This window comes from Marinomonas pollencensis (genome assembly GCF_003387375.1).
Classification (GTDB): Bacteria; Pseudomonadota; Gammaproteobacteria; order Pseudomonadales; family Marinomonadaceae; genus Marinomonas; species Marinomonas pollencensis.
The window spans coordinates 156,927-177,508 of the sequence record NZ_QUNG01000002.1 but is presented as its reverse complement, the minus strand read 5'-3'; the positions used below and the strand labels follow the sequence as shown (position 1 = coordinate 177,508).

Genomic DNA, 20,582 nt, shown 5'->3' with positions numbered 1-20,582 from the left:
CAATAGGCCCACTAAAGGCAGCGGCAATAGCACTGCTTTTAGTGGGCCGTCCCGACAAACTCACAGACCTTATTCAGCCCCATCAGTTAAATCAACAATCGCCTTGCGCTTTTCTGTTTTTGAGAAGTCCAGTGCCTCGTTTACATCATTAAAAGCAAAGCTGTGCGGCGCTTCTACCACCACGTCCTGGTGACTAATTTGAGCCAAAAACCGTTCACCATCTTGAATCAGTCGCTGCCACTGAGCATAGTCACCAAAATCATGCAGCGCCCCTAACGCCACTTCATGGTATGAAATGGTTCGAGTAAAAGGTGCGTCTATGGGGGTATCGATACGACCTAAAATACACACCATATGTCCATTTGCTTCAATTAACGGCACCAGTCTCTTAGCGGCATCTGAGCCATTGGCATCGAATACTGCGTAAAAGCGGCCTTCGCTGGGCTCAGTACGATAAATACGTTCGACTTTTATGGCTTTTGCTTGCTGTTGCGTCAAGCTACTTGAAACCACATGCACGATAAAACCTGCTTGCGCTAGCATTTGAACAAGCAGTTTATTGACCGCCCCCATACCGTTCACTAATACTTTGGCGCCGCTTCTTACGGGCACCTTGCTGAAGGCTTGCCAGGCTGTCAGCATAGGACAAGGTAACGCCGCGGCTAAAGCAAAATCGAAACCTTCAGGCAAGGTCATCACACGATTGGCATAGACTTGAGTATGGTCGGCAAAGCTCCCTTGCTGCATTAAACTATGATGATACGCCACTCGCTTTCCCAACCAACGCTCTTCAACCCCTTCGCCAACGGCAACCACAACACCGGCACCATCTACCCCAGGAATATGGCCTTGCTGCCAGTTAAGGGGGTTGCTTTCAATAAACTTCCAATCAACAGGGTTTATGCCGATGGCTTCATTACGCACGGTTATCTTGCCGGCGCCCGGCGCCGCTAAGCGCGCTGATGAACGCACCAAAGGCGCGCCGGCTTTATCGAACTGCCATACATTTACTTGCATCTTCGCTTCCAATATTTTGTAAAATCCAACCAAAAAGCCCGCACTTATTAGCACAATAAGGCGGGCACAGTATTAGCACAATAAGGCGGGCACAGTATTAGATAAAAGAATTAGGCATCCCAAGCTGGGGCAAAATCAGGATCGGCTTGACGATCACCGCAATCTAATCCATCAATTTTTGCCATGTCCTCAGCATCCAGCGTTAAATCAAGCGCTTTCAAATTGGTCTCAAGATTTTTACGCTTAGTAGAAGACGGAATGGTAACCAAACCATGGGCTAATTCCCAAGCGATGACCACTTCTGCCGCACTCACCTTATGCTTCTCTGCGATCGCCAAAATAGTGTCATCATTCAGCACTTTACCAACAGCAAAAGGCATGTAACCTGTCACCTTAATATTATGCTTTGCACAGGCTTGGCGCACTTTTATATTGTTAAGATAAGGGTGTACCTCAACCTGATTTGTGGCGATGACCCCCTCTCCTAAAATACTCACTGCCTGCTCTGTTTGAGCAACCGTAAAGTTTGAAATGCCAATCGCTTTCGTCAGCCCCATTTCTTTTACTCGTAACAGCTCAGCCAAATACTCAGCCATGGTTTCGCCGTTTTCAGGGCATGGCCAGTGGATCAATAGCAGATCGACATAATCCAGCTGAAGCTTTGTTAAGCTTTCCTTCACGCTAGTCACGAACTTCTCTTGATTGAGGTTTTCGTTCCATACCTTGGTTGTTACAAAAAGCGCATCACGGGCCACGCCACTGTCTTTTATGGCACGCCCCACCGCCGCTTCATTATCGTAAATTTGTGCCGTGTCTATGTGACGAAACCCCACCTCTAACGCCATGGATACGCTCTTGTATGCATCGTCGTCCTTTAAACGAAATGTGCCAGCACCCAGTAGTGGAATGGTATTAATTACTTGCTTTCGCTCTGCCATATGGCCTCCTTATTGATGAAAATGTGGTAATACTTTGTCGGCAATTCGCTGCATGGTCTCTTCAACAGACAAGCTGTTGCGGCGAAAATGCAAGCCAATGTGATCAACACCGGCCTCACGCATCGCGTTAAGCTCACTGATCAGACCTTTCACGCCGGTTTCAACACCAAAGCGATGGCGTGTTATCGGAGCATCATCGTTTGCTAATAAATTAAGGTGGATAAAACTAACATAAGGTTTATCGCCAGCAATATTGCGCCACAGCTGAACACGCTGAACATGGTCTCTTGGTGTGCCTGGATACGCCAACCAACCGTCCATATGCTCACCTACCCACTCGGGGCTTTGCTGAGCCAGACCCGCCACATAAAGGGGTGGCTGAGGAGACGCAGGCAATAAATCCATACCATGAGATAAACTGGCTTCCCCCTCTTGCAAAATGCTTAGGGATTGGCGAAATTTCTCGCCTCGGGTTTCATAGTCCACATCAAACAAAGGATATTCAACCGGTCTATCGCCACTGGCCACCCCAAGAATAAGACGATTGTTGCTCAACTTTTGCACCGTGGCCGCGGCCTTTTTAACCAACCAGGGTTGACGCAATGGCAGCACCACGGCGGCAGTACCTAGCAAAATATTTTTCGTTATTGCCGCTAAGTAGCCTAAATAACTAAAGGTCTCAAAAACTTGCGCCGCGTCACCGAAATTAGGGTCATAAATAGGAACATCTCTTACCCATGCGGCTTTAAAGCCAAGCTGATCTGCCAGCTGTATTCTCTCGTGGTGTTTGCTCATATCTGGCACCCCAAATGGTGCCCCCTGTGCGCTATCATAGCGTGCCCAATCGTTATCAAGTGGTAACTCTACACCGATTGAAAATGCCCCCTGGGCCAATTTATCAAACACATTGGCTGCCTTTTCAGAAATTCGCGTTGTCATACAAAAATACCTTATACCTTCTCTGTTGTGGTGAGCGATCGGTTATCTAAATGACCGCTCTAGCGTGTGACGATAAGTGCAATTAAAGTAATCAAAGCCCCTATCCACGCGGTATCTGACAGCTCATACCATCAACAATGGTGCCGCCAATAATGGAACCTAACGCAATCCCTATGTTAAATGCCGCAATATTCAACCCTGGACCACATCAACCGCATTTGGCGTAAATTTCTCTGCCATTCAAAGTTAATGCTAATAACGCAATAGTCATTAGATTATCCTCTCAACTGAATACGTTAATGCGCTCTATCACTGCTTCAGTGCGCTAACCTAGAGTTGGTTCATTCGATGATCAGAGTATTGCGTTATTTTTAATTGCAAAAAATAGCCTTAATCACAAAATACCTTTGCTAAAAATGATAAAATAGAAAGCGGTTACAAAATGCCATTGCGACACTCTGATGCTGATAAAGCGTCAACTGGCTATCACTCATAGAGTTCTCGGACACGAAAAGCTTTTGACCCCTAATGACCTCACCACAGGGCGATAAATGTGACTTTGCCCGAGAGACACCTCGAGTCTCGATCAGGCCTTTGGAAGGTCTATTGCTCTGAACTTGTTGAATTAGCAACAATAAATGCCTTTAAAATCTGGCTTTGTGGTGGGCTAAGCCAAGACAGTTCGCGAGAAACGCTTGCTCTCCTCGCGGCCACGAACTTCTCGCTTGTTGGTATCGCCTACTCTGATTAGACTGGTTACATCAAACCATGGCCTACGGGCTTTATCACATACAAGGAAGTAAGCGTGAACACTAACCATCTTACCTCTGAGCAAGCGCCCGAAACCTTTGATCAGCACCTTAAGACATCGAATTTATGGCGTTTGGTGTTAGCGCAAGCGCTTTCTGGGGCGAACAATGTGGTGCTTTATGCCACTGGCGCTATTGTTGGCAGCATGCTTTCTCCATCTCCTTTACTGGCGACATTACCAATTACCATTTTTGTTCTAGGAATGGCCGTGTGTATTTTGCCAGTCGGCGAGCTAGCGCGCAGACGTGGCCGTCAAGCCGCCTTTATGGTTGGCACAGGTGCGGGGGGGTAATAACCGGGCTGCTCTTCGTGCTTGCTTTACTAATTCGTCGATAAGTGTATGAAAACGCGAAAAAATAAGTGTATGAAAACGCGAAAAAGCATCGCTCTTAACTAGTACAACCGAGAAACTAAACGAGCTATCAAGAATTTCAGTTGGCAACCTAACCTTTCTAGATCCACAAGATAAGCAAAGTCCAAAATAAACGGAATAAAACTACTCGTCATGAATGCTAACCAAAGCGCAAAGTTGACTTGGCGAAAATCCACTTTCATAGTACAGCTCCTTTGTCGTCTACTTTCTGCGCAACACTAACTAATGAGGTAGAAGGGTTAAACAAATAATTCAGTGAGTAACTCAACACCTATTGTAACTTGAAGTGTGCCAGTTTATACCTCGTACTCCGCCCTCCAGCGTCACTTTTTACCAAGCAACCTAGCGCCACTAAAGTCGCTAAATGGCGAGAAGCTGTTGGCTTACTCACTTTCGCCACTTTATGATATTGCGAAGTATTAATACCTTGGTCAAAATCCCCATCAAGCATTCGATTGAGCACTTTTACTTGTTCTAAAGACAATTGAGTTTGATCGATATTTAGCCAAAAGTTGTTTTTTAAAATCGTTTGGCCAATCTCTTCCAGCACGCTTGTAAAGGTTTCACCTAAGGTATTTAAAAACCACATAAGCCAGGCGGTAATATCAAGATCACCTTTCTGTGATTGCTCTAATATTTCGTAATAGCGGTTACGATTCGCAAGTATCGCCACTGACATCGCATAAAAACGGACAGATTGACGCTCGGCCTGTGCCAGCGCTAAATCAGTGACTAACCGAGTGATCCTACCATTGCCATCATCCAAAGGATGGAGAGTCACAAACCAAAGGTGTGTTATTGCAGCTCTAAGTAAAGGGTCTAAAGCTGGGTCTTCACGAGAATCATTGAACCAGCGGATAAACACCTCTAGTTCAGTCTCAAGTACATCCCTGCTCGGCGCTTCAAAATGTACCCTTGGTTTGTCAATCCTACCTGACACGACCTGCATAGGCTCATCCCCGCGCAACTGTCCTCCCATCACAGGATTGAACAAGGTATAACCTTCAGGAAACAGTCGTTTATGCCAATTCAATATTCTTTCAAGTGTGAGTGGCGCGTCTAAATTCTCCACTGCGTCTAGCATCATTTCTGCTAGGCCATCTGTGCGTTCACTGGTTGGAGATGGCTTTTCTTCAGAAACACCAAGCTTATTAGCCAACGACGAACGAACTGAAAAAGCATTCAGTTTTTCACCTTCAATGGCACTCGAATGAATAATGTTCGCCAATAGCGTGTCTAACATACTTTGCTTTTGGTCTTTAGGCTGGCCCGACATCTTGCCCAACAAGATTCCTTGACGAAAACGAATGTCTCTTAACTTAGGTTCAATGACGTTTTTATCCCAAACAAAGTTAGGCCAATTCTCTTGCTCCCAGATCCACATATAGTCGCCTTTGATTTAAATAACTGCATATTCAAATCGTATCATGATGTGAATACAACACCTAATCGCATCAACTAGCGATTCGAATAAGACAGACTTTCGCATCACTCAAAATCGAAGCTGCCATGCCTGCCCTAGCTCATTACTAGTAACGCGCTCACATCTTCTTCTGTAAGTGACTTAGCGCAGCCCCATCAACAATGCCAAACCTATGCTCTTCGCGCTTCGCACTGTCCAAGGAACATGTCATCTCAAAAACACGTTTGGACGAGCGAAATGAAGGCAACGTGGATAGGAAAAGATTGGATTGTTTGGTAGCGCTGAAAAACAAAAAAGCCGCAAGCTCCCCGCAGCCATCATCTTAATACTTGCGAAACGTAAGGCTTAAAGGAAAGAGCGCTTTTGCGTTAATCCGCTAAAGCGCCGCCCCGTTAATCTTGATAATCGAGGTTACAAAGTAAGGTTATCGACCACTAAACTGGCGATGGCTAAGTCCTGAGCCCCCATGCCGGTCAAATCGACAAGCGTCCATTTCGCAGTGCTAAAATCCATCTCTGAATGTTTGCCTGCTAATACGTCAGGCAAGCTAATGTCTGCGTCTTTTGCCACCATACCAGCACGAACCGCCACGCCAAAATCACCATGGGCAAGGCACTGTTCGTGATTGTCTGTGACCATAATATCGGCATTTTTGAAGATTTCTGAGGCTATTTCATTCTTACCAGGGCTGTCTGCTCCGACCGCCACGATATGTATCTCATCGGGTAGATCTTCTGGTTTTATCAAAGGCTCGGACGAAGGGGTTACTGTTACTAAAATGTTACTCGCTTGGCAAACCTCATAAGCGGATGACATGGGCGTCGCAGTTAAGCCAAACTCCTGATGTAAAGTGTCACATAATGCCACACTTGCTGAGTGGTCACGGCCAAACACCGCAACCTTAGTCAGCCCAAGATGTTGGGTTATCAGTGCCGCTTGCCAATATGCCTGACTCCCCGTACCAATGATGCCCAAACAAGCATCAGGCGCGACAGGTTTCAGAGCCGCTGCCAGCGCTCCTGCGGCTGCAGTACGTATTTGAGTTAACCAACCTTCGTCTTTTAATAGAGCAACGGGGTGCCCTGTTTCACTCGACATAACCAATAACAAGCCATTGTTTGCAGGCAAACCTATTGCTGTGTTTCGGTAAAAACCAGCCGCTACCTTAATAACAAAATAAGGGTGGTCCTTCTGTTGCGCAGCTTTCACATGGCAGTCGCCAAAGAGCTGACCATCGTCTTCCTTAAACAGCATCTGCATTGGCTCTGGTTGATCAATTAAGCCCTCAGAAAAAGCCATAAATGCGTCTTTAACCACGCTAATTGCCATTGGTATTGAGACTAATGGAACTATCTCTTCTCGTGTAATAATCTGCATTTATTACTACCTTGAAAATTCAGCAAAGTGGGTTTCAAAATACTCACGCATAGCCGCTAGACCTTGCTTGAAAATGACATCGCGACCAAAGCCAATGCGAAAACGATCTAACGGCACATCGGTGAGATCAGAACCATAGATAGAAGAAGGTAACAGCAGAACCCCATTTTCATCGAGCAGCGATCGGCAAAATGACTCAACATCACCAGGCCCTGTGTACTTAGGAAAAGCCACACAACCACCTAGCGGTCGTTGCCATTGAATTATCCCTGGGAAATCATCAAACAAAGCTTCAAGCATCACCACGTTTTCCGTCATCAGGTTACGGTTTCTTTGTAGAATGGCTTCGCGATTTTTGAGCGCAATGATTGATAAGATTTCTGAAGGTCCAGAATTACTAATGGACAAAAAGTGCTTATAGCGCTCAACTTTATGTAATATCTCTGCATCTTTTGTCGCGATCCAACCAATTCTTAGTCCAGGTAGGCCATATGCCTTAGACATAACATTCAGTGAAATGCCTTTTTCATACACATCGGCTATTTGTGGGGATTGATCTTCAAGGTTCAGCTCGACACCTCGGTATACCTCATCGGACAAAATATAAATGCCTTTTTCGCGGCATACTGCTACCAGATCCATCATCTCTTGATCGGTAATTAAATGCCCCGTTGGATTATGAGGGAAGTTCAGTGAAACCAGCTTGGTATTGGGTCTAATCGCGGCTTTAATCGCCTCAATATCGAGATACCAACCGCCCGGCTTGCTCGCATCTTCCACCATTGGAACGCCAGCAACATCACACACACTTAATGGTACCGTCTCGGCACTTTGGTAATTAGGCGTCGGGACAATAGCGTGGTCGCCTGGGCTTAAAATACACTTAGAGACCGCATAAATTCCCTCCCCAGCGCCTGCCAAACAAAGCACATCGGTTGGCTCAATGTTATTATAGGTTTTCGCTATCTCGGCTCTCAGCTCATCTGCACCCCATGTTTGAGTGTAGCCTAGCCATAGGTTATCAAAAGCATCACGATCTTCTTCAGTTGCCATCGCTAACAGTGTATTTAGCGTCATACTTTCTAGGTCTGAAGCCGTCATATGGTGCTTTGCAGAGAATTCCCATTTAGAAAAGTACACTTCCAATTCAAAGTTTCTCATGGGCTTTGAGGTTGTTATCATCTGGTGATCCTTGCTAAGTCTTGTCAATCAATCAGCGTAAGCTGGGGGCCTGAAAACAAGATATGGGAATATCTAACATTAGTATAATTAACACTACTTATGTCACATAAGATTAATTAATGAATAACCTGACTCCAGCAGCCTAGTGATCTTAGCCAGCTGATTAGAAATAATCATCACCATCTCTGGTAACGCCATTCAACTCGAACTGGCTTACCTCATGGCCAACAGAAAAAACAGGCATGATTGCAGCGAACAAAAACAAACTTAATTCTTAGCGTTACATAACAGGCTATTTGACGTATTGGTGTGAGCCCTAAAGCACCAGCTGATAAGGTCAATGAAACGCGCCGAATGATCATCCTTTGATAGGCATTAAAGTCATCTGGCCCTTAATGAGACTATTACCAATGTTATGATCGCGATAGCAACTTATTAGCGTGGTGATTTATTGCAGAAAAGAAGGTTGTTAATGGAAATTTGGTGTCTGGCAATTCTATAAATATGGCCTAATAGTAAAATTTCAGTATTAGACTACAGGAGCTTTTAGCCCCAACCAATTCTGTTGTTTTAGCCTGTCGAATGCTGCAATGATATGAGCGGGGTTCATTTCTGCTTTTCTAGGGTTCCAGCTATGAAGCTGGTCTACTACTTCTTCGTTGGTAATTGCTTCACCGTCTAACTCTTGAGTCGCGACCCAATGAACAAGCCATAAGCAGACAACAATGGTGGGGGAATATTAGATTGCTTGGAGGCGCTGAAAAACAAAAAAGCCGCAATCAAGCGGCTCTTATAGAGGTTATGTTCGTCTGTCTATTATGACATTTTTTCGCTTTTTCGAGCATTTGTTGCTGCTCTTTGATCGCTTCTCTGGCGATCCGGTCAAAAAACTGGCGTTTTTCTGCAGATTTCGCATATCGAAAAAAGTCAGAAAAAGGCGTCGATTTCACGTTTTTGCACTGACACAAGCCACCCTCTTTCTGATGTAATTAAGTAATCTATAACCGTTAATAGTTATCAAGTAAAGTCTGTAGGAGTTCACTGCACAATGCTCATTGATTCACATACAAAAACAGATATTATAAAACCAATAAAAACTCACCGATAACAGCCAACTCCTCACCATCATCTTCAATAATAATCGGCGAATAACCATAAGCATTGCTTTCCGGTTTAAGCACAATACGCTGATTCATCAGCACACCATTCTCTTCTATTTTCTCACTCTGGTAGGTTTTAATTGTGTAAGTGCCACCATGATCTGGGTCTTCAATATTTCGGTGTTGTACCAATACGATCTTTCCATTACGACTACCGCCAGGGTTGGCTTTAAACAAACACCAAGATCCATTTATAATTCGTTTATTCATCGACTCACCAACTACACGAGTAACAAACATACCTTCTGCGGTATTGATGTGTTCTGGTAACTGAACCCATTCATTGTCTTCTAGATTGCCTGTATTTTCTAAATTTTGCTGATTACTAAAGCCACCTGCAGCAACTTCTAAATCGAATATGGGTACATAGCCTTGGTAGGGGGTTGCTTGTTCGAAGCTGACGACAGGCAAGTCTAGGCCTTTATAGACGCGGCTAGAATCTAATTCGTCAGATTCTTCTTGAGCTAACTGTCTGTGAGTTATTTTTTGGAAATACTCTCGGGTTTCTTGATCGATACAGTATATGAAGCAACCTTTTTGACCCCGTGTCATTAACGTACGATAGGTGTTTTTAATCACCTCAGCCGCTGCGCCTAGTGCCGCCTTGGGTTCTTTTTTTAACCAGCCACGAATTCCGCTTAATGCTTTGTCTCTGCCTGGGTGCTCTAACGGCTGTATTACTACTTCACCGTCACGGATGACAAAGTCGTTGCCTATGATTACACCTATATAATCTAGCTCTAAACCTTGGCAGGTGTGTATACAGCCAATTTGTTCTACTGATTTTTCTGCGATTAACCACAAGCTACCATCATCAGTTAAATTCCATTGCACTGCAAAGTTATGCTCTGGAATGATGATATCCATGGCGGTTTTATCTTTTTTACTGACCCACTCCCAACAATACCCAGCCACCATGCGGGATTTGTTATTTATACGGTTTTTTTCGAATATCGCTTTGCGTAGTTCATTTGGGTCGTCGAAAACTTTTACATCGTAGTCTATGTCTTCTAGTGTGGTGTTGGCTGTTTCTCGAATTTGTAGGCTGTTATCAATCCACGCTAGGTAGCCATCACTTCCATTGCAACGAAACTGTGATGATAAATCTAACTCAGTGACGGTTGATTTTAGAGCATAGGCCCATTGATTTATGGCTTCTACACTACCTATGTCTTTTAAGGTGACACGTTGTGCTTCGTCGATAAAAAATATGCTGAAGTGACTGGCTCTGATTAATTCTTTTATTTGGTTTTCGCCTAAGTTGCCATACAGCCCTGATTTTTCGTTTAGACGATGAGCTTCATCCACCAATAAGGCGTCAAAGGTATTTTCAGGCATATCTATGTAGCTACCTGAACCTTTGAACATGTTGTCTATGTGGGTTTTCTTACGACTGCCGGTGAGCATTTTTTTAAACACTTCACGAGGGGCCGCATTTTTAGAAACGTATTGGGTTAATAATTCACGCTTGGTAAGTTCTGAAAGTAGGTTTATTGCAACGACGGATTTTCCCGTGCCAGGACCCCCTTTTACGATGAGAGTTTGTTTGATACCTCGTTGCGCTTTATGAGCAAGATCAAGAGCAGTTTCATAAACTAACTTTTGTTCATCTATCATGATGAATTCTGGATTGCCATCGAGCATGGAGACCAAGGCATCAGCTAGGTTTTTACTTGGTTTTATTTTGCCATGTTCGATGCGATACATAATGTTATCGCTATCACCATATTTCACGGAATGCTTTAAAAACTCTGCGAGCTTAAGGGCATCAGGTGAAATAAATACAGGGGCTTTTTTAAGGTGTTCACCATAGAAATCATTACATATAACATGGGCTGATTTCATGTTATGCAGGTAGGCACAAGGTTGCAATGTGATGGCTTCATCACGCACCGTTTGATTGTAGTCTTGTATCAGTGCGGCATAAGACCACGCTTGATACGATGGGTGATTTGTTTCTTTTTCACCGTGTTGGAAGCGAGTTTTTACGATGCCATCTTTGTTGGTGATTAAGGCTTCTTGCCACTGCTTTAATTCGATGATTACCGCTGTGTCTTGACGATTTGCGTCTTTGCCCGTGAGAATAAAGTCAACTCGGCGATTGGTTAGAGGAATATTGTATTCTATAGATACACCAGCAGATGCTGGAATTTCAGGGTCGTGCAATACATTGAACATATATTGCAAGGAGTTGTGCCACGAGATAAATTCGTTGCGTGCGGAGTTGCGGTTTAGCTTTCTCGCAACTTCGCTTTCTATGATCTCGGCAATGGCATTGGCGCGCACATCCTCAACAAATTGCTGTTTGGTAGCAGAGTAGACGATCATGCTTTTTTATCCGAAACTTGATCGCATTTTTGGTCAGCATTCTGCTTATAATCTGTGTATTTCTTCGCACTACCCCGCACTAAGTCAGCAGGATACTTAGCGGCGTTAATCTGCATTTTTTGCTCTACAGCTTCTAGTAAGTTTACATCTAATTTGGTGGCTAAGCGCAATAGATACACTTGTACATCAGCCATTTCATCAATGACAGCTTGGCGTTGTTGCGGGGTAAGACACTTTGATTGTTCTTCGGTTAGCCATTGAAAGCACTCTACTAACTCGGATACTTCAACACTCAACGCCATAGATAAATTTTTAGGAGAATGAAATTGATCCCAGTCACGTGCATCTGCAAAGCCTTGTAGGCGTTCTTTAAGATCTTCTAGCTTATCCATACACTCTATCCTTGAACGAACTGTGAGCTTATTTAAAATTAATACTTTTTATACTCGTCTCACAGCTATATTTCAATGAATGTAAGTAACTGTCTTAAAGGAATAAATTTATCAAACTCCCTTTTATTTCTAAACTCACTCTTGGGAACTAGAATCCAGAAAGAGCTATTTCACTACCCAGCAGCAAAAGTTAATTCTTCCAGAGATTGCTTACTTAATGTTCGGATAAGACAGAAAATAATGAGGTGTTTTTTACAGCAAGTAATTCCTACCAAACCTTTGGCAGCTCTGCCCATTTGGTTGTGTAGGATGGCGATAGGTGTTCTCGTTTCATGGACCATTGTGGCGATCCCCCTTGCGAGGCGAAGAAAACGTTGCCGAGGCCGCTGTGCTTGATGGTGTCGACAACCGTCATGAGGGCTTTTGAGTTGTGTTTGGTGCGGTCGGTTCGAAATAAGTCGGGTTGCGATACACCGTGTTCGTAGAAATCAGCCAGCATAACGCCGGCTTTCATGTAGCGAAAACCAGCACGCCAAATACGCTGAAAGATCTCGTTGCTGACGTCTAATAAATCCCTTGTGTCATCCGTTGGGTTTGGCAGCTCGACGGATAAGGTTTTTCCGTAAAAAGGTTCGTTTTTAATGTGTGGACTGGTACGAATAAAGACACTCACGACGCCACAAAGACGCCTCTCCCCTCGCAACTTCTCTGCCGCGCGGGTTGTGTACTTGGCGACCGCTTCTCTTAATTCTTGCTTGTCGGTCACCTTGTAGCCAAATGAGCGGCTACAGATAATTTGTTGTTTTGTTGGTTGCAGGCCTTCTAGCTCTAGGCAAGACACACCGTTTAACTCTCGAATGGTACGCTCTAACACCACAGAAAATTCATTGCGGATTGATTTTGCATCTGCATTCGCAAGATCTAACGCCGTTTGTATCCCCCTAGCTTTCAGTTTCGCCGTGGTACGACGACCCACGCCCCACACATCAGCGACGTCCACCAAAGCCAATAGGCGCTTTTGTCGCTCTGGGTTCATCAAGTCCACCACGGAGCCGGTCGCGGGGTATTTTTTCGCTGCGTGGTTCGCCAACTTTGCCAGTGTTTTCGTCGGTGCAATACCGACACCAACGCTAATGCCAGTCCACCGATCTACTTTCGCTTTTACCTTTGTCGCAAAAGACCATAGATCGGTTACGAGACCTAGGCCGGTTAAATCCATAAAGGCTTCATCGATGGAATAGACTTCTACCTGTGGCGCCTCTTCTTCTAGTATCGTCATCACTCGGTTCGACAAATCCGCATACAGGGCGTAATTTGATGAGAAACACACTATGCCATGTCTTTTTATCTCGTCCTGCACTTGAAACATGGGTACCCCCATTTTAATGCCCAGCGCTTTTACCTCTTTGGAGCGTGCCACAATGCAGCCATCATTGTTCGACAGCACCGCCACCGGTGTATGCTTTAAATCGGGGCGAAACAGTTTCTCACAGCTCGCATAGAAGTTGTTGCAATCCACCAAAGCAAACACCGTTTGATTAGCTTCGCTCATAGTTACGAACCACACCGGTGACCACACCAAAGATTTCCAGTTCGGACTCTTCGGTAATCGGGATCGCCTTGTAGGCTTTGTTTTTCGGACGCAGTAACACATTGGGTTTAAGCTCTAAGGTCTTGACTGTCATTTCCCCATGAATGCAGGCAATCACAATGTCTTCATGGCGCGCCGTGAGAGAACGATCAACGACCAGTACATCACCCGAGAAAATGCCTACCTCAGCCATTGAATCCCCTTGCACCCGCACGTAGAAAGTCGCCGCTGGGTGGGAGACACAAAACTCATTAAGATCCAACGATTTTTCGACAAAGTCTTGAGCAGGGGAAGGAAAACCCGCAGACACGGAATCCAAATACAAAGGGATACGCACACAGTTTTGCGCACTAAACGCCGCCGACTCAGACACACCAAGATAAGTTACACGCATCAGAACACCTCAAATATACTGTATATTTGTACAGTATATTTTAATGCCTCACGAATAACCAAGCACTTTATGCAAAAATAGGTTTTGAATAGCACTTCCCTCTCTTTTTCTTGGTAGATAAAGCAGCAGATAAGCGGAGTTTTTCAATGACTTCGCTCAGTTAAAGGTTGCTCTATAGAAAGCCCTCCTTCATCTCACAATCAAAAAAGCCCGCAATAAAATATTGCGGGCTTAAAAACATAAGAGGAAGAGAAGAGTTAGACCGCTGGCAATGCAGAAAGCGCTTGGGCCAGTTTTGTGACAATGGTGTCTGCTTGCTCCTGATTAATAGTCAGAGCAGGGCTTAGGCAAAGCGTATTATTAAAATCCTTAAACGAGCGATTGGTTTTGCCCACTATCAGCCCCTGCTTCATACACAGCCCGACCACAGCAGCAGTAACAGATTCGTCGACTGGCTCTTTCGTGACCCTGTCTTTAACCAACTCAAGCCCTAGAAGTAAGCCTTTACCGCGCACATCACCGATAATCGGGAACTGGTCTTTTAATAGCGCAAGCTGTGCTAATAAGTACTCTCCCATATGGGCGGCATTTTCAACTAGGTTTTCCTCTTCGATAATGCGCATGTTTTCGAGTGCGGCGGCGGGGCCAGAGGTACAGCCTGCGTAGGTACTCACATCTCGATAGTAACTTTCTTTGTCTTCTGGGTTTTCTTTAAACAAATTAAACACGTCTTCCGTGGTGACCGTACAAGAAATGGCGGCATAACTTGAAGCCACACCTTTTGCCATGGTCACAATGTCGGGTTTGATTCCATAGTGTTGGTAACCAAACCAAGCCCCGGTCCGCCCTAAGCCACACACTACTTCATCAACAATAATGAGGATATTGTATTTACGGCATAGTCTTTCCAACTCTTTTAGGTAACCTTCTGGTGGTGTAATAACACCACCTCCAGCTGTAATGGGCTCAATGACAAGGGCACCGACAGTGTCTGGCCCTTCTCGAAGCACTACCTCTTCAAAGGCTTGCGCTGCTTTCAAGCCATAGTTTTCCGTACTATCAAACTGGCTTCGATACTCACAACAGTGAGGAAACTCAACAAAACCCGGTACAAAAGGCCCATAATGCGCCCTTCTCTGCTCTTGCCCAGTTGAGCTTAAGCAACCAAATGTGGTGCCATGATAATCACGTTCACGGTATAGGATTTTACTTTTTTTTCCGCCGTATTTTTGGTTGGCGATTTGACGAACCATTTTATAGGCTTTTTCATTCGCTTCAGAGCCTGAACTAGAGTAATAAACTCGGCCCATGCCTGGCATTTTTTCCAGCAATTTATCCGCATACTCAGCGGCAATTGGGGTGCCTGCTGTACTGGCAAAAAAGTTAAGTTTTAACAGTTGATCATGGACTACTTTTGCCATGCTGGCACGCCCATAGCCCACATTCACACACCAAACGCCGCCTGACGACGCATCGAGATATTGGTTGCCTTTTATATCCCATATGTACAGCCCTTCTCCGCGTTCCATAATCAGCGGATCTTGTGCATCAAAAGCGGCATGCTGTGTCAGCTGATGCCAAACTTTGGTTTTAGAAAGGTTGATTGTCTGCTCAGTTGTCAAATTACTCATTTGGCTCTCCTCATGTTTTGTTAAACATAAGGGGAGCGCACACCATTCAGTAGTACCAGCACAAGGTTTTTATGGGGGCAGCAGCGCCTTCAGCAGTCGAGAAGCCATGTGTTTAACGCAACACCCGCTTTTTTATAAGAAATGGGCTAGGGTTAGGCCAAGCGGGAGAATTGAATGAAGCTGATAACCCAGCTGGATGAAAAGACACCTAGCAAAACCTGGGAAGCTCACATGATCGTAATAAGAACAAAAGAATCAAAACACTAATCAAGGGTGTTTTTGAGGAAGAGAGAAACCAAAAAAACCGAATAGACGCTAATCTATTCGGTTTCTATTGATGTGCCTTTGTCAGCACATCATTCTAAAATCACTCTGTAACCCATGATTCTAGAGGGATAATGGCGGTGAGCAAGAGCTCCGGATTGAGATTGTAACCAATTGATTTTCTTAAAGAAACATCAAGTCGGTTATTGCTGTCCTACACCGAATCCTACACTTTTCCAAAAAACAGAAAAACGCCTTATTTTTCAAAAGCTTATCAATTAATTGTATTTATGCCTAAAAACATTATTAAAACTCAATTATTGCCTGTTTAACAACGCCGACAATAGTGCAATTATCATTTATTGGAATCGCTGGATACTGTGGGTTTAATGGTTTTAGAAATTGATGATTTCCATCACTTACAAATTGCTTCAAGGTTGCTTCAGTTGCATTCTCTAATCGAGCAACAACAAATGAGCCGGAATGATATTCCATGTCAGGATCGACGATTACAAGGGCCCCTTCTGGAATTGACTTTTTCCCATTTGGATTTTCCATGCTGTCTCCTTTAACTCTAAGAGCGAAGCAACCCTCATTTACTTTCCCAGTATATTCTCTCCATTCTTCTGCGTCATCAGAAGTAAACCTCTTACGTATTTGAGCCCAGCATCCAGCCTGCACCCAATTTATAAGAGGAATTTTTCCTTGAATTGCAGGCCCACTTTCTAAATTATTCAAACCCATGCCAATAGCACCCTCACCTGTAGCTAGCCAATGAGAGTTAACATTAATTGCATCAGCAATTTGTGTGGTATAGCGAGACCTAGCTGACTTACCAGAGCAAATCTGGTTTATAGATTGCTGTTTAATCCCTATACGCCTAGCAAGTTCAGATTGAGTAATACCGGCTATTTTTAAAGCATGATTTAGTCTTTCAGATAGATTATTCATAAGTCCACATACTACAAAAACAACTGTAGTTTTTTAAAAAATTTACTATTGACTGACATACAGTCAAAACTGTAACATTTCTATTTATTACAAGTTTAATTGTAACATAAGGCATACTGAAATGTTAGAAGCGACACAAAAACATTTATTAAGGGCCATTAACATATTAGGTGGTCAATCTGCATTGGCTCGCTCTATCAACACAAAGCAGCAAAATGTCTGGTTTTGGTTGAATAAATCTGGGCGAGTTCCTGCTGAGTTCGTTTTATCTATTGAACAAGAAACGAAGGGACAAGTAACCCGTTCTCAGTTGAGACCCGATATATACCCAGAACACACCAGCAAGCTAGACATCAATAGCTAGTAAAAAGATCAAGTAATGAACAGCGTTTAACGTCTATAAAAGTTTGAGCTTTCTTATGCGTGATTATGGCAAAGTTTATACCCGTTTTTGGCTAAAGCAAAATATTACGTCCTGGAGTGACCCTGCGAAATTGCTGGGATTATACCTACTCACCTGCCCTCATTGTAATTTGCTTGGTTGCTTTCGACTCCCTTCTGGTTATGTTGCATCTGATTTAAATTGGGATAACCAGCAAGTTTTAGCTGCATTAAATGAATTAGAAAAAGATCGCTTTCTTATTCGTTGTGAGAGTTCAGGATGGACGTTGATTCGAAGCTTTCTGAAACACAACCCAATCGAAAATCCAAACCAAGGCAAGGCAGCCTTTCGATTGCTTAAAGATGTACCTGCCGACTTCGTTGGTATGGCATCGCTTTTGAAATCTCTTGCCGCTTTTCAAGCTCGGCTTCCAGAAGAATTTTCATCATTGTTTATATCTGATGGCAACCCGGTAAGAGACTCTCAACGGTCGGATGACTCTGAGAGAAGTGATAACTCAACAGTTAAAACTGTTAACTACATACAATTTGAAGACTTCTGGGATGTACAAATACGCAAAGAAAAAAAAGCGAAAGCCAAAGAAGAATGGCTACGCATGGCCCTCAATGAAGACCATGAACTTGCTTTGGAAGTACTAACTCGCTGGAAAGAGCAGCGCGACAACCGATTGCAGTATCAAGATCGGACTAAGACTCCCCTACCACATAATTGGCTTTTCAACCGGCAATGGGAAGACGAGTACGTTCGAATTGATGAAGCGCAGCAAACACCGACTAACTTAATAAGAAGTAATCACCAATTTAATATTGAGGAAAGCAATCGTCGCATTGCTGAAAGCTGGGCTGGACTAAGTATTCGGGAGGCAGATTCGAATGCAGCAGGTTGATAAGCAGGAATTTGCTGAGGTTTGGGGTGCAGCTTGGTCTATGTATGGCAAAAGTGTATCACCGCAATTGCTATCCATCGCATTTGAAGCTCTTCGTGCTTACAGCATTGAAGAAGTACGAATCGGTCTAACTCGACATATTCAATCACCGGATACTGGACAGTTTTTTCCAAAACCAGCTGACGTCATCAAGCATATCGACGGCAACTCGGGATCAAGAGCCATGGTTGCATGGACCAAAGTTGAGAAAGCTGTGCGTCAAGTTGGCGCTTGGACGTCGGTAATGTTTGATGATCCATTAATCCATCGTGTGATTTCAGACATGGGTGGCTGGGTTGAACTTTGTAAAGTTGATGATAGAGAGTCCCCCTTCCAACAAAAAGAGTTTTTAAAACGGTACCAAACATATTTGCTGCGTGAAGAAATTGGGGAATACCCGAAGCTATTACAAGGTATTGCAGACCATCAGAACCAACAAAAAGGATTTGATATGCAAGCACCGGTTGCTGTAGGTAATTCGTCAAAAGCAGCACAAGTTTACACAAGAGGAATAGCTGACTTCAGAGCAATACCCTTAAAAAGAATAAATCCGAAAATAATTCAGATGTTTCCTAGAAATAAATTAGAGGACAAAAATGAAAACGATTAAAACTAAAATCATTGTCCTAATGATAGTTATGTCCACAAACACTTTGGTCTATGCGTTTCCAGGCTACCAATGGGAAAAAGCAGCACAAAATGTTGGTATTGATCCAGTCATACTCTACGCTGTTGCATTGGCTGAATCGGCCTCACATCGGGGGCTTAATATGACCAGCCCATGGCCATATGCAATTCGCAATGGCTCAAATGCAACCTACGCAAAATCGAGAAATGAAGCTGAGCAGGTTTTAAATAAAGCATTGCAAGAAGGTGAAAAATATCAACTCGATATCGGACTTATGCAAATCAATTTACGCTGGCATGAGCATCGGGTGAACTCACCTGACGAGCTGCTAGACCCAATAACTAACCTTGATATCGGCTCCAGAATTTTGGCTGAAGCTATTCAATCTTCACCTAATGATTTAGAGCTTGGTATCGGCCGCTACCATAGTTGGAACGAAGAACGTGCGCGATGGTATGGACAAAGAGTACTTTCTATTTATCGCAATATTTTACATGAATTGGAGGTCCGTCAATGACAACAAATCAACAAGATTTCTATCAATTAAACTTGGCGTATCTGCACGCCGCACGGGAATTAGCAAGAATTGACCCACAACAGGCGGTTTTGCGCTTTGGGCTCACACGCGACGTGGTTGAAGCTTTGATTAATGCTGGTGTTGACGACCTGCATAGAGTGGCAACCTCATCATTCATGCTATTTCAACCAAGAGGCAACCAGAGTCAACTTATTGAGATGGTAAAAAGCAAAGGAACAGGTATCCCAAAAATCGCTTATCTATTATCAACCTTGAACAACAAGGAGGATGCATGATTGATAACCTATCTAAAAGTGAGCTATTAACCCGAGCCTCCCTGCTTATTAAATATGGATTTCGGACAACTATTATCGCGTTAGATACGGGGTTGCCCATCCACACTATTAGAAGGCTTCACAAAGAAATCACAGGTAAATCACCTTGTCCTGGTCAATTGCCTGAATCTGACGCAATTGTAAAAAGCAGAAGAGCGTTAGTAGAAGGCTCCCTACTGATGGCGCTTTATGTCAATATCGGTGGCAATAGTGTCTACAAGCAACTTAATATTGATGCTTTGATGAAGGCTTACGATGCATATTTGGTTGTAAGAGAAGAAGCAGAGCTTCCAGCTGAAAATCCTTGGAAAAGACTGACCATAAATGAAGGTTGGGTTCTAGCTCGTGATTTAAGATCACAACTTGCATCCTTACATCGGTGCAGATGCGGCAGTCCATATTTGACGGTTTCACAACAGCGTATTCAACTTAAATGCCCAGTATGCGAAATTATGGCCGAGAAAAACACTAGAACACTTTTTGAGAACTAACATGCTGATACATGATTTGATTGTGCACCGCCCGTGCACTATGAGAGTACTAAAATGACAAACTTACTTAAATCTTTACCAGCATACAGCTGGTTTATATCACTGGGGCTTTTTCTAGCGACCCTGTCTGCGGCTCATTTTTTTTCATCAGAAATATTAACGGCATCTGCCAAGTTAGCGGCTTTGCCATTTCTGATTTGCACCATCGTTTTTTTCAGTTACTTGGGGTTCAAAGCCTCCTGTAACCCCATCGGACTTATAGCCATAATCACTATGCTTGTAGCAATCGCATATTGGCAAGGGAGTTGGACAATTGTTGGTTTGGGACTCTTTTTCTTAGCTATTTGTACTGGACTTAGATTCTTGAGCAGCCAAGTTAAAGATTCGGGTAGAACTTTGAGCATTGAAGAAAAATGGTATTGGTATAAGCTCCATTCGTTTTTTGATGGCTTTTATCCAAGGTATCCCAAAAAGCCAAAAAATAGCCAGCCAACCACAAGCTGGCTACCTTCT

General features: G+C 43.8%; 20 protein-coding genes and 1 pseudogene. 8 read left to right on the top strand and 13 right to left on the bottom strand.

The window, feature by feature from the left end; all coding sequences use genetic code 11:
- Positions 1-69 precede the first annotated feature (69 nt).
- From DFP81_RS03735 to DFP81_RS03725, 3 genes are all read right to left on the bottom strand, one after another.
- Positions 70-1,017 (bottom strand): alcohol dehydrogenase catalytic domain-containing protein, encoded by a 948-nt coding sequence (locus DFP81_RS03735; RefSeq protein ID WP_115896422.1) that lies wholly within the window; start codon positions 1,015-1,017, stop codon positions 70-72.
- A 110-nt stretch (positions 1,018-1,127) separates the two neighbouring features.
- Positions 1,128-1,955 (bottom strand): 2,5-didehydrogluconate reductase DkgB, encoded by an 828-nt coding sequence (gene dkgB / locus DFP81_RS03730; protein WP_115896421.1) that lies wholly within the window; start codon positions 1,953-1,955, stop codon positions 1,128-1,130.
- 9 nt (positions 1,956-1,964) lie between these two features.
- Positions 1,965-2,894 carry a TIGR03571 family LLM class oxidoreductase gene (locus DFP81_RS03725; RefSeq protein ID WP_115896420.1) on the bottom strand — a complete coding sequence of 310 codons (930 nt, stop codon included), beginning with the start codon at positions 2,892-2,894 and terminating at the stop codon, positions 1,965-1,967.
- A gap of 805 nt (positions 2,895-3,699) precedes the next feature.
- On the opposite strand from DFP81_RS03725, the gene DFP81_RS03715 reads away from it, so the two are divergent.
- Complete coding sequence (locus DFP81_RS03715; protein ID WP_220342804.1) at positions 3,700-3,996, top strand: hypothetical protein; 297 nt, start codon at positions 3,700-3,702, stop codon at positions 3,994-3,996.
- A gap of 101 nt (positions 3,997-4,097) precedes the next feature.
- On the opposite strand, the gene DFP81_RS18185 is transcribed toward DFP81_RS03715, so the two are convergent.
- The 10 genes from DFP81_RS18185 to DFP81_RS03665 form a co-directional block, all read right to left on the bottom strand.
- Positions 4,098-4,259, bottom strand: a complete 162-nt coding sequence (locus DFP81_RS18185) for a hypothetical protein (RefSeq protein WP_181903033.1) — start codon at positions 4,257-4,259, stop codon at positions 4,098-4,100.
- 89 nt (positions 4,260-4,348) lie between these two features.
- A complete protein-coding gene (locus DFP81_RS03710) occupies positions 4,349-5,461 on the bottom strand; it encodes a Fic family protein (RefSeq protein WP_115896419.1) in 1,113 nt (370 codons plus the stop codon).
- Positions 5,462-5,911: 450 nt separating this feature from the next.
- Positions 5,912-6,877, bottom strand: a complete 966-nt coding sequence (locus DFP81_RS03705; protein WP_115896418.1) for an ornithine cyclodeaminase family protein — start codon at positions 6,875-6,877, stop codon at positions 5,912-5,914.
- 6 nt (positions 6,878-6,883) lie between these two features.
- Complete coding sequence (locus DFP81_RS03700) at positions 6,884-8,059, bottom strand: aminotransferase class I/II-fold pyridoxal phosphate-dependent enzyme (protein ID WP_245959075.1); 1,176 nt, start codon at positions 8,057-8,059, stop codon at positions 6,884-6,886.
- Between the two features lie 1,079 nt (positions 8,060-9,138).
- The gene (locus DFP81_RS03690; RefSeq protein WP_115896416.1) at positions 9,139-11,547 is read right to left on the bottom strand and encodes a DNA/RNA helicase domain-containing protein; all 2,409 of its coding nucleotides are present in this window, start codon (positions 11,545-11,547) and stop codon (positions 9,139-9,141) included.
- Complete coding sequence (locus tag DFP81_RS03685; RefSeq protein WP_115896415.1) at positions 11,544-11,939, bottom strand: nucleotide pyrophosphohydrolase; 396 nt, start codon at positions 11,937-11,939, stop codon at positions 11,544-11,546. The genes DFP81_RS03690 and DFP81_RS03685 overlap by 4 nt, the downstream gene beginning before the upstream one ends.
- 268 nt (positions 11,940-12,207) lie before the next feature.
- On the bottom strand, positions 12,208-13,491 hold the full coding sequence (umuC, locus tag DFP81_RS03680; protein ID WP_115896414.1) for a translesion error-prone DNA polymerase V subunit UmuC: 1,284 nt from the start codon (positions 13,489-13,491) through the stop codon (positions 12,208-12,210).
- Entirely contained in the window at positions 13,478-13,924 is a 447-nt protein-coding gene (umuD, locus tag DFP81_RS03675) for a translesion error-prone DNA polymerase V autoproteolytic subunit (RefSeq protein ID WP_115896413.1), read from the bottom strand. The genes umuC and umuD overlap by 14 nt, the downstream gene beginning before the upstream one ends.
- Positions 13,925-14,181: 257 nt before the next feature.
- Entirely contained in the window at positions 14,182-15,555 is a 1,374-nt protein-coding gene (locus DFP81_RS03670; RefSeq protein WP_115896412.1) for an aminotransferase family protein, read from the bottom strand.
- Between the two features lie 570 nt (positions 15,556-16,125).
- Positions 16,126-16,770 carry a LexA family protein gene (locus tag DFP81_RS03665; protein ID WP_115896411.1) on the bottom strand — a complete coding sequence of 215 codons (645 nt, stop codon included), beginning with the start codon at positions 16,768-16,770 and terminating at the stop codon, positions 16,126-16,128.
- 121 nt (positions 16,771-16,891) lie between these two features.
- Between DFP81_RS03665 and DFP81_RS03660 the strand changes: the two genes are divergently transcribed.
- The 7 genes and pseudogenes from DFP81_RS03660 to eexS form a co-directional block, all read left to right on the top strand.
- On the top strand, positions 16,892-17,134 hold the full coding sequence (locus tag DFP81_RS03660) for a transcriptional regulator (protein ID WP_115896410.1): 243 nt from the start codon (positions 16,892-16,894) through the stop codon (positions 17,132-17,134).
- 55 nt (positions 17,135-17,189) lie between these two features.
- A complete protein-coding gene (locus tag DFP81_RS03655; protein WP_115896409.1) occupies positions 17,190-18,059 on the top strand; it encodes a hypothetical protein in 870 nt (289 codons plus the stop codon).
- Positions 18,046-18,708 (top strand): DUF6475 domain-containing protein, encoded by a 663-nt coding sequence (locus DFP81_RS03650; protein WP_115896408.1) that lies wholly within the window; start codon positions 18,046-18,048, stop codon positions 18,706-18,708. The genes DFP81_RS03655 and DFP81_RS03650 overlap by 14 nt, the downstream gene beginning before the upstream one ends.
- Positions 18,695-19,243 (top strand): lytic transglycosylase domain-containing protein, encoded by a 549-nt coding sequence (locus DFP81_RS03645; RefSeq protein WP_115896407.1) that lies wholly within the window; start codon positions 18,695-18,697, stop codon positions 19,241-19,243. Before DFP81_RS03650 ends, DFP81_RS03645 begins: the two co-directional genes overlap by 14 nt.
- Positions 19,240-19,539, top strand: coding sequence for a flagellar transcriptional regulator FlhD (locus tag DFP81_RS03640; protein ID WP_115896406.1), 300 nt, complete (start codon positions 19,240-19,242; stop codon positions 19,537-19,539). The genes DFP81_RS03645 and DFP81_RS03640 overlap by 4 nt, the downstream gene beginning before the upstream one ends.
- Complete coding sequence (locus DFP81_RS03635; RefSeq protein ID WP_115896405.1) at positions 19,536-20,069, top strand: FlhC family transcriptional regulator; 534 nt, start codon at positions 19,536-19,538, stop codon at positions 20,067-20,069. Before DFP81_RS03640 ends, DFP81_RS03635 begins: the two co-directional genes overlap by 4 nt.
- 54 nt (positions 20,070-20,123) lie before the next feature.
- Positions 20,124-20,549 (top strand): annotated as a pseudogene (gene eexS / locus DFP81_RS03630) (entry exclusion protein EexS); the annotation flags it as partial.
- Positions 20,550-20,582: the final 33 nt, after the last annotated feature.